We start from the raw sequence: 8,400 nt of genomic DNA on the forward strand, positions 1-8,400 counted from the left end.
AGCCGACGCCCCGGGCGGTGACTACTACGCGAGGGCCTCGCGGCATGCCGCCGGGCGGGGCGACGCGTCCGCACGGCCCCCGGACAACGTACAGGCGGGCAGTCTCCGCGCCGGCGCTCAGTCGTCACGCTGAGACTGGCGCCACAGCAGCTCGCTAAGCCCCTCCTGGTCGGCGACCTCCCGAGTGCGGCTGTAGCTGCACGCCATGCACGTGCCGATCCCGACCTCGTTGAGGTAGCCGTCGAACTGCTGGACGACGAGAGCGACCAGATCGCAGGCCGGGCAAAGCTGAAGCTGTCGCTCGTCGTCGGGACTGGTCGCGCCGTAGACGGCGGCGTAGTCGACGGCGCCGCGGCGCTCCCACTCCTCGCTGTCGAGTAGCTCGACGTACGCCTGCGCGCGGGCGAACTCCTCGGCGTCATGGCGATCGGTGCGCAGCTCGTCGCGATCCCGCGCGACATCGCTGAGCGAGAACAAAGCGTCATGGAAGTTGAGCGCCTCGAGCGCGGTGAGCTCCTCGTCGGTCAGCGGCGTGTCGGCCGCTCCGTCGCGGGCGTGGCGAACCGGCTGGGTTCGTTCGATCGCGGCGCGCAGGACCGGCAGCTGGACCTCGGTGAAGTTCGGCGATAGCTCGTCGTCGATGAGCGTGGTGACCCACAGTTCGTCCGGGCTGCCGTGCGGAAGCCGGACGCTTCCGCCGGGCCCGGGAACACCGCGGCCCTCGAGGACGTTGAGCAGCCCCATCGCTGACTTGATCTTGCCGTCGCTGCGGTGCAGCTCCTCTGGGAAGTCGTGCGCGACGATCGCGGCCAGTCCGTTGGTCAGCGCCTGGTCGAACAATGCTTCGGCGCCGTCGACCTCTGGCTCGTGGCGCAGTCGCCACGTCGCAAGTGCGTAGCGGTGGGCGCGGGGATCGGGCGTGGGGAGGTGATCCATCCTAAAGATCTTCGCGGCTCGGGCGATCGCCGGACGCATTTGAAGCCTGGCAAGACCCTTCGTCGGGTACTCATTTGGTGCGGCTACCGGGCCGGTCGGAGCTCAACCCGCGAGCGAACTTCTTCGGGATGTCAGCACTTGTCGATCGGCGCCCCGTGTGGCGGCGCCGAGCCGGTCCTGGCCTACCGTGTTGGCGCCACCGCGACCGACAGAATGCCCGCGCAATGCCCCTCCACTGGGATCGATTGAACTGGGAGAACTTCGTCGGGAAGCTCAGCGGCTACCGGGAGAACTTCTCCAAGCAGGGCCGCGAGGATCGTGCGTACCTGCGGTGTCTGAGCGTGGTGCAGGAACGGCCGATGCACGAACGCGCGGCGCGGACGCGCGACATCGTGTTGTTCCTGAACACCTGGGCGTGCCATCTGCCGAGGGAGGTCTCGGTGCAGGCAATCAAGCGTTGGATCGGCGCGCACGTCGAGCAGCTCGAGCGCTTGGAGGGCGTGCGGGTTTCCGACGACGACTTCCTCGATCGCCTGCCCGAGATGATCGCCCTCTACGACAGCGTGTTGGAGCTCAAGGGCGAGATCCGCACGATGGGGCCGACCGCCGCGTCGAAGTTGCTGCACATGCTGCTGCCCGAGGCGTTCGTCATGTGGGACAACAACATTAAGCCGTTCGCACGTGACTACCGCGACTTCCTCACCGAGATGCACCACCTCGTACGGCGCCTGGTCGCGGAGTCCGGCCACGGGCCCGATGAGATCGAGGAGTTCCTGCGCCGCCATCTGGGCTATGGGGTGCGCAAGACGATGGCCAAGTACCTGGACGAGTACAACTGGTACGTGGCCGTAGGCGAGAAGGACCAGCAGGCCGGCGCCTGACCATCAGCGCGGCCGACGCGGCTGTCGCGGAAGCTGCGCTCGTTTGATCTTCCGTCGTCTCTGGTACAGCTCCGGCGGCTACACAGGCGGCAGCCGCTCCTAGTCGACGTGGGCAGTCGGCCCGTCGAAATAGCCGTCGCAGCACAGCGTCATGAGCGGCGGTCGCAACACGCTGCACCCCTTGCCCGCTTGCCTCGTCGGGCGCTTCGTCCGGATTGTGCGTGTGGCCCTCGCGGCCGGTGCGCCCCGGCAGGTGTGCGAACTCGAACCGCTACCGGCCGCCAATGGCCTTCTTGGCCGCGCGCCGGGCATGCCAGCGCACCATCCCGGCGATCGCCCGCAGGTCGTCGCGCACGTCACTGCGCACGATCTCGTCGACGGTGATCTGCGGATTGGAGACGCCCGCGGCGTTCAGAGCGCGGGCGACGCGGCCGGTCTGCCGGCGAGCGATCCCCCTGTTCGTAAGCGCGAACTGCGAAACGGTCAGCTCGAGCACGCCGCCGCCGGTGCCGAGCGACGCGTCGGGCAGCTCGCCCCAGATCGCGTCGATGAACTCGTCGTCGTCGACGACGGTGCCGGGCAGGTTGCGCACGGTCAGGTGCGCGTAGGCGTTCAGGGCCACGGGGCCCACCTCCTGATGGCCTGAGCCGAGGCTCTACGTCAGGCCGAAAGAGCCGGCGCCGTCCCGAGGTCCGAGAGGGCGCCTAGCCTCGCCCGCGGTGGCAGACGGTCATCTGCTTGCCAGTCACGACGGGGAGGCTATACCGGCGGGTCCTGACGACCAGCACGGTCCGTCGAGGTACTAGGCCACTGAGCCGCCGACGGATGGCAGAACACGTAGCGCTGAGTGCCGGCTACGCCTCAGCCTTGCGCGCCCAGCGAAGGCGGCGGTCGAGGAGGACTCACCCGCCGATCTTTAGCTGCGATCGATGTCGACAGAGGAACCTCGCGTTCTCTCTCCTCCTGAACCCAGTGACGAGCCGGCCTTGTGCCGGCTCGTTGCGTTCTGAGGCGAGGCGCGGGTGGCCCCCGCCGCGAAGCCGACTCCCGCCGATGGTGGCACGCCTTCGGCGTGCGGAAGGGCGGGGACGGCTCCGCGACGGGCGGAGCCCGAGCCCGAGGGAGGTGCGGCGATGCCGCGCAAGACGCTGTCCGAGGACGAGCGCGCCGCCCGGCACGAGGCCGACCGGCCGAAGAGCCAGCGGGCCGTCGAGGAGCTGCGCAGCTCGGAGGGCTGGCAGCGGTGGCTGGCGGTCCGCCGGCACTTCCACACCTACACGCTGCGCAACCAGCTGCTGATCGCGATGCAGTGCCCGCAGGCCACCCGCGTCGCCGGGTTCCGCGCGTGGCTGAACCTCGGCTACGCGGTCCGCAAGGGCGAGCGGGCGATCCGCATCTGGATGCCGATGCCGCCGTCCAAGCGCGCGCTCGCCGAGTGGAAGGCCGCCGGCGCGGTGTCGAAATAAGCCGCCCACGCGGTTCAAGCTCGGGCCGGTCTTCGACCGCTCGCAGGTCGATCCGCTCCCCGCCCCGGCCGAGCCGGTGCCGCTCGACCCGCCGATCGTGCAGGTCGAGGGCGACGAGCTCGCTGACGCCTGGTCGGCGCTCGTCGTGCTGGCCGGCGACATCGGCTCGACGGTCGAGCTCGCCGAGCTGCCGGCCGAGAAGGGCGGCTTCTACGACCTCGAGACGAACGCGATCACGATCGCGTCCGGCCGCGGCGTCAACGCGCAGGTCAAAACCCTCGTGCACGAACTCGCGCACGCGCTGCTGCGCGCCGAGCCCGACGAGGACGACAAGACACTCACGCACGCAGAGGAAGAGCTCGTCGTCGAGTCGGTCGCCTACACCGTCTGCGGATCGCTGGGGCTCGACACGTCCGGCTACTCGATCCCGTACCTGGCGTCGTGGTCGCAGAGCACCGAGCTGGCGACGATCGAGCGCGCGGCCGGCCTGATCGACCGGCTCGCCCGGCGGATCGAGGAAGCGGTCGACGGCGTGGACGCCGCGGTCGACGAGGCGGTGCCAGCAACGGCTTGAGGAACCGCTCGCGGTGCACCCGCACGTCCGGGTCCACCAGGCGGACCGGGGACACGAGGAACGCCTCAAGGCTGGCCCAGGAGGACTGCAATCCGCCACACCACGTTCGCGCTGGCGCGTCGGCTGACGCCGAGTCCTGCGGACCGAACGTGTCGCGTGCGTTCGCATCCCCTGGGCCGAACGCCTGGCGACCTCAATCCCGACCACCTGGAGGACGCCGGACATGCCACGCAAGCCCACCCCCAAGCAGATGCGCTACCTCAAGGCCCTCGCCGAGCGCAGCGGCCAGACCTTCACGCTCCCGAAGACGTTCGACGACGCCGACCGCGAGATCAAGCGCCTCCTCGGCGCCAAGCCGACGCCCCGCGCCGACCGCACCCGCGAGCTGCGCGACGTCCAGCACGCGATGGTGACGGAGCGCGGCGACGCCGCGCGCCACGAGGCCGACGATGTGCAGGGCCACGGGTCGACCGCCCGCTGGACCCACACCGCCCCGGCGCCCACCGGCAACCCGACCATCGGCGAGCGCACGGAGCTCGCCCGCTACACCATCGGCACCGGCGAGCGCGTCATCTACGGCCAGCGCGTCAACGGCATCGTCCGCCTCACCGACTGCCCCACCCCCGGCCATCGCGGGCGCTCGTTCCTCATCGAACGCGGCCTCAAGAGCAAGGACGAACTCGACGCGATCGTCGCCGACTACGTGACGGTCAGTGAGCAGCGCCAGCAGCCGGGCGCGCTCGCGGGGCTGTGACTCCAGCGGGTGGCCGCCCCGCCGCGCAAGGGACGCCGGTACGTCGCGCTGGTTAGACACGTGAGCGGCGACGCTGCTGACTGGCGGTCGCTCCTGTTGCGTACGGGTATTGCTAGCCGCGATCAGGCCCAGTGCCGAGCGGCCGGTCATCAGCTGTCCAACTCCAGTCCTCCGTTATCCGGACGACTTTGACATCGCTGAGCTCGCTGGAACCGATGTCGTGCAGCGCCTCGATAACGAGCGTGGCCGGTATGACGTCCACGTAGGACCCTCGACCCGAAGCCTCATTCCAATCAACCTCGGAGCGCGTCTGCTCCGAAGCCTCCGCCCATTCCGAGGCCGGTATGTCGTAGTTCAGCTGCACATCGGCGTGTGCCCTGAACTCGAGAAGCGCCTTCCCGCCGCTCACGTTGCTGGCAAACGTGACCTCGAAGTCATCCTCGACATCGTGGACGAATTCAATGTCACGATCGCTCCAGTCAAGCTCGATGTCCCCATCAGCATCGAGCTCGGGCCACGACCCGATCCAAGCCTTGTCCAGTTCCGCGCGCACGGCTCGGAAGAACTTCCTCTCACGCTGCAGCCGCTCGTTCAGCTCGACGCGGAGTGCCGTGTGCTCAGCAAGAAACGTCTTGACGATCGCCTTCAAGTCGCGAGCGCCTACCACCGACGCCGCGAACGAGGCCAGATCCTCCTGGAGATCCGCCAATAGCTCCCCGCCCGCGTTCACGAAGTCGCCATCCGCAGACACGAGGACGAACGTTGCTCCGACCTCGGCGGCACGCGCTTGTTCGAGCATCGTGGCCCAAATGAGAGCGTCGCGGTAGCCGGTTCGACCTTCCTGATCGAAGGGCCGTTTGCCAGCGAGCGCGCGCTTCAAGAGATCCTCGTGAGAAACCTGCGGCAGCGGCAACACCGATCCGCCCGCCTCCGAGATGACTGTCCTCAGCCGCTCCACATACCGATCCGCTGCAACGTCAGCGTCGACGGTAGCCGGTAGGCCATCCAGTGGCGGCTCGCTAGCGCCGACGGACAGCCGTTGCCGATCCCGAATTGCGGCACGAAGAGCGCGATCAGCTGAGCGCAACTGACGTCGGAAGTTGCGCCGCGCTTCGGCGAGCACGACCGCCGGCACACCGATGTGCACGCGTCCAGCCATGGCTTCCTCCCGAACCACGCGTCCGGCCGGGCTGTCAAGGAGCCAGTCGCCAACAAGAACGTTTGTGTCAAGGACGAGCCACGGCGCGCGCACCCAGCGGACGCTACAGCCTGCCTTCTCGGAGGGCTGCGCTCCAATCGGCGACGATGTCTCAACACGGTGTCATCCAACGCGCTTGCGCGCGACGCGCACCTCCTTCTCGATCTCGATCGCCTTCCGCCCGCGCCACTCGCGGATGACGTGCGTGTAGGTGTCGAGGACGGTCGAGGTCTTGTCGCCGATCTCCTCAGCGATCTCCGCGATCGACAGCCGCTTCTCCGCGATTCGCAGCGACGCCCACGTGTGGCGGCAGTTGTACGGCTTCTTCGTGTGCAGCTCGACGTTCTCCGCAGACGGCACGTAGATCCGCCGACGCCACGTGCGGTAGTGCTCCGACAGCCACGGCCCGCCGTACGTCTCGTGCGGGAAGATCAGCTCGCCCGGCCCCGGCGATCCGCACGCGACGAACCACGCGTCGAGGTCCTCGCGCACCGGCGGGATGAGGTCGATGCTGCGCCCGCGCTTACGCGCCTTGCGTCGGTTCTTGAGCGGCTTGAGCTCGCCGTCCGCGTTCGCGTCCTCGACGTGGAGCGTTGTCCCACCGATCGCGAACCACCGGAGCGCCAGCGCCTCCTGCGGACGCAGCCCCGTGTACGCCATCAGACGGACCAGCGCCGCGCTCTGCGCGTAGCCGCGCGCCGAGATGTCAGCCACCAGCATCTCGACCTGCAGCGGCGTGAACGGTCGCACCGCGCGCGGCGGCTCGGGCGTCGGCTTCTTGACCAGCTTGAACGGGTTGTAGAGCGCCGCGCCCATCTCGACCGCGTCACGGAAGACGCGCTGCAGGAGCGACATCGTCTTGACGATCGAGTGCTTACCGATGCCGGCCTCGACCAGCTCGGCGCGGAAGTCGACGACCACCTCGGGATCGATCTCCGAAAGCCGCAGGTGTGCGAGCCGGTGCTCCGCATGCGCCTCCCACAAGCACCGGTAGACCTCAAGCGTCGAGCGCTCGAGCTCGACGATCCCGTACCGCGTCCACCACGTCGAGAAGAACTCGCCGAGCGTCTGCTGCCCGAGCTGCTCCTGCCGCAGCTCGTGCGGGCGCCAACGCTTCGCGCTGCGGCGCTTGGCGAGGAAGTCCTCGACGTCGTCAAGGGTGTCGAACGTCCTGCGCGGCTGCTTGCCGTTCTCTCGGTAGCGGACGGTGTACGTCTTGCTGACCGTCCCGTCCTTGCGCACGTACTCCCGGACGGACACGCCCGGCGGCAGGTCCTTCGTCGCCGCCATCAGGACTGGACCGTCCGCGGCGGCAACGGCAGCCGCTCACCGGTCGAGCGCGCGAAGCGCTTCGTCGACCGGCGCGCCGGCTTGACGGGCGCGACCACCACGGGAGCGGAGTCGGCGGTCGCGCCCGGCGTTGCCTTGACCGACTTCGCGCGCCACCAGGCAGCCGCGTCGCACGCGAGCACGCGAAGGCCGCACGGGTTGCTCGCGGCGAGGTCGCCGCGAGCGATCGCACGGCGCACCGAACGCGGATCGACGCGCAGTCGCTCGGCGATGTCCTGCGGGGTCAGGACATGGCCGTCGTCGAGGTCGTCGAAGGGCGTGCGAGGCATCCAGGAGCAGAGCGAAGAACGGTCTGCTGCTGAGTCGCGCGACGGCCGCGGCCACCCCCCGCGAGTTCTCAGAAGGGGGCGCTGCTCGACATCGCTGGGCACGGCGCTGTGCCCACAACGTGCCCACAAACGGGCGAGGCGCCGATTCAGCGGCGAATCGGCGGTGGCGAAAACCTGCGATTTGCAGGTACTCCGATGGAAGCCCTCTGCCGGACTCGAACCGGCGACCCCTTCCTTACCATGGAAGTGCTCTACCAACTGAGCTAAGAGGGCGTGCGTCGGAAGAGTAGCGGGTGGAGGGCCGCGCGTCGGGGTACCTGCACGGGCGTGCAGGGACGCTTCCCCTCCGCCGTGCTGCTGGACCGCGACGGGACGCTCGTGGTGGACGCGCCGGTGGGCGGGGATCCCGCGCGGGTGGAGCCGATGCCGGGCGCGGCCGAGGCGCTTGCGCGGCTGCGGGAGGCTGGGGTGCCGACCGCGCTCATCGCGCACGAGGACGGGCTGGCGCGCGGCGAGATCGACCGGGTGCAGGTCGAGGCGGTGCACCGGCGGATCGACGACCTGCTCGGGCCGGTCGGGCCGAAGGCGATCTGCCCGCACGCGCCCGACGCGGGGTGCCGGTGCCGGCGGCCGCTGCCCGGGCTCGTGCTCGAAGCCGCGTCGACGCTGGGCGTGGCGCCCGAGGCGTGCGCGGTGATCGGGGACACCGGAACCGACGTGCGCGCCGCGACCGCCGCGGGCGCGCGCGGGATCCTCGTCCCGTCGCTCGCGACGGCGCAGCGGGACCTCGACGACGCGCCCGAGACCGCGCCGGACCTCCCCGCCGCGGTCGACCTCCTGCTCGGCTAGGTGTAAGTCCCGAGCAGGTTGTTCAGTCGCTGGGCCGGGGTTTGCCGGCTGAGGGCGCTGTGTTGGCGGCGATGGTTGTAGTGCCAGAGCCATCCGTCAAGGGCTGCGGTGCGTTCTGCGCTT

11 protein-coding genes and 1 tRNA gene are annotated in these 8,400 nt (G+C 69.4%); 5 read left to right on the forward strand and 7 right to left on the reverse strand.

The window, feature by feature from the left end:
- Positions 1 to 117: 117 nt before the first annotated feature.
- Positions 118 to 936 carry a hypothetical protein gene (locus AC1UE5_RS27505; protein WP_482929148.1) on the reverse strand — a complete coding sequence of 273 codons (819 nt, stop codon included), beginning with the start codon at positions 934 to 936 and terminating at the stop codon, positions 118 to 120.
- A gap of 224 nt (positions 937 to 1,160) precedes the next feature.
- Here AC1UE5_RS27505 and AC1UE5_RS27510 point away from each other — a divergent pair, with 224 nt between their 5' ends.
- Entirely contained in the window at positions 1,161 to 1,817 is a 657-nt protein-coding gene (locus AC1UE5_RS27510; protein ID WP_482929149.1) for a hypothetical protein, read from the forward strand.
- A 271-nt stretch (positions 1,818 to 2,088) separates the two neighbouring features.
- On the opposite strand, the gene AC1UE5_RS27515 is transcribed toward AC1UE5_RS27510, so the two are convergent.
- Positions 2,089 to 2,439, reverse strand: coding sequence for a hypothetical protein (locus AC1UE5_RS27515; protein WP_482929150.1), 351 nt, complete (start codon positions 2,437 to 2,439; stop codon positions 2,089 to 2,091).
- 511 nt (positions 2,440 to 2,950) lie between these two features.
- Here AC1UE5_RS27515 and AC1UE5_RS27520 point away from each other — a divergent pair.
- From AC1UE5_RS27520 to AC1UE5_RS27530, 3 genes are all read left to right on the forward strand, one after another.
- On the forward strand, positions 2,951 to 3,283 hold the full coding sequence (locus tag AC1UE5_RS27520) for an ArdC family protein (RefSeq protein WP_482929151.1): 333 nt from the start codon (positions 2,951 to 2,953) through the stop codon (positions 3,281 to 3,283).
- Between the two features lie 76 nt (positions 3,284 to 3,359).
- Positions 3,360 to 3,857, forward strand: coding sequence for a hypothetical protein (locus tag AC1UE5_RS27525; RefSeq protein ID WP_482929152.1), 498 nt, complete (start codon positions 3,360 to 3,362; stop codon positions 3,855 to 3,857).
- A 223-nt stretch (positions 3,858 to 4,080) separates the two neighbouring features.
- Positions 4,081 to 4,611, forward strand: coding sequence for a hypothetical protein (locus AC1UE5_RS27530; protein WP_482929153.1), 531 nt, complete (start codon positions 4,081 to 4,083; stop codon positions 4,609 to 4,611).
- A 112-nt stretch (positions 4,612 to 4,723) separates the two neighbouring features.
- Here the strand turns inward: AC1UE5_RS27530 and AC1UE5_RS27535 are convergent, their stop codons facing one another.
- The 4 genes from AC1UE5_RS27535 to AC1UE5_RS27550 form a co-directional block, all read right to left on the reverse strand.
- A complete protein-coding gene (locus tag AC1UE5_RS27535; protein WP_482929154.1) occupies positions 4,724 to 5,863 on the reverse strand; it encodes a PIN domain-containing protein in 1,140 nt (379 codons plus the stop codon).
- A 69-nt stretch (positions 5,864 to 5,932) separates the two neighbouring features.
- On the reverse strand, positions 5,933 to 7,099 hold the full coding sequence (locus AC1UE5_RS27540) for a tyrosine-type recombinase/integrase (protein ID WP_482929155.1): 1,167 nt from the start codon (positions 7,097 to 7,099) through the stop codon (positions 5,933 to 5,935).
- Positions 7,099 to 7,428, reverse strand: coding sequence for a helix-turn-helix domain-containing protein (locus tag AC1UE5_RS27545; RefSeq protein ID WP_482929156.1), 330 nt, complete (start codon positions 7,426 to 7,428; stop codon positions 7,099 to 7,101). Before AC1UE5_RS27545 ends, AC1UE5_RS27540 begins: the two co-directional genes overlap by 1 nt.
- A 200-nt stretch (positions 7,429 to 7,628) precedes the next feature.
- Positions 7,629 to 7,701: transfer RNA gene (locus AC1UE5_RS27550), tRNA-Thr, on the reverse strand.
- A 54-nt stretch (positions 7,702 to 7,755) separates the two neighbouring features.
- Between AC1UE5_RS27550 and AC1UE5_RS27555 the strand changes: the two genes are divergently transcribed.
- The gene (locus tag AC1UE5_RS27555) at positions 7,756 to 8,277 is read left to right on the forward strand and encodes an HAD-IIIA family hydrolase (RefSeq protein ID WP_482929157.1); all 522 of its coding nucleotides are present in this window, start codon (positions 7,756 to 7,758) and stop codon (positions 8,275 to 8,277) included.
- Here the strand turns inward: AC1UE5_RS27555 and AC1UE5_RS27560 are convergent.
- The coding region (locus AC1UE5_RS27560) for an integrase core domain-containing protein (RefSeq protein WP_482929161.1) at positions 8,274 to 8,400 on the reverse strand (127 nt) is incomplete at its 5' end. The genes AC1UE5_RS27555 and AC1UE5_RS27560 overlap by 4 nt on opposite strands.

It is taken from the genome of Parviterribacter multiflagellatus (assembly GCF_056863265.1).

What these genes read in the sequence shown, in the direction of transcription:
- AC1UE5_RS27510 (WP_482929149.1), top strand. Translation starts at nt 1,161, where the DNA reads ATGCCCCTCCACTGGGATCGATTGAACTGGGAGAACTTCGTCGGGAAG.
- AC1UE5_RS27545 (WP_482929156.1), bottom strand. Translation starts at nt 7,428, where the DNA reads ATGCCTCGCACGCCCTTCGACGACCTCGACGACGGCCATGTCCTGACC.
- AC1UE5_RS27505 (WP_482929148.1), bottom strand. Translation starts at nt 936, where the DNA reads ATGGATCACCTCCCCACGCCCGATCCCCGCGCCCACCGCTACGCACTT.
- AC1UE5_RS27520 (WP_482929151.1), top strand. Translation starts at nt 2,951, where the DNA reads ATGCCGCGCAAGACGCTGTCCGAGGACGAGCGCGCCGCCCGGCACGAG.
- AC1UE5_RS27530 (WP_482929153.1), top strand. Translation starts at nt 4,081, where the DNA reads ATGCCACGCAAGCCCACCCCCAAGCAGATGCGCTACCTCAAGGCCCTC.
- AC1UE5_RS27540 (WP_482929155.1), bottom strand. Translation starts at nt 7,099, where the DNA reads ATGGCGGCGACGAAGGACCTGCCGCCGGGCGTGTCCGTCCGGGAGTAC.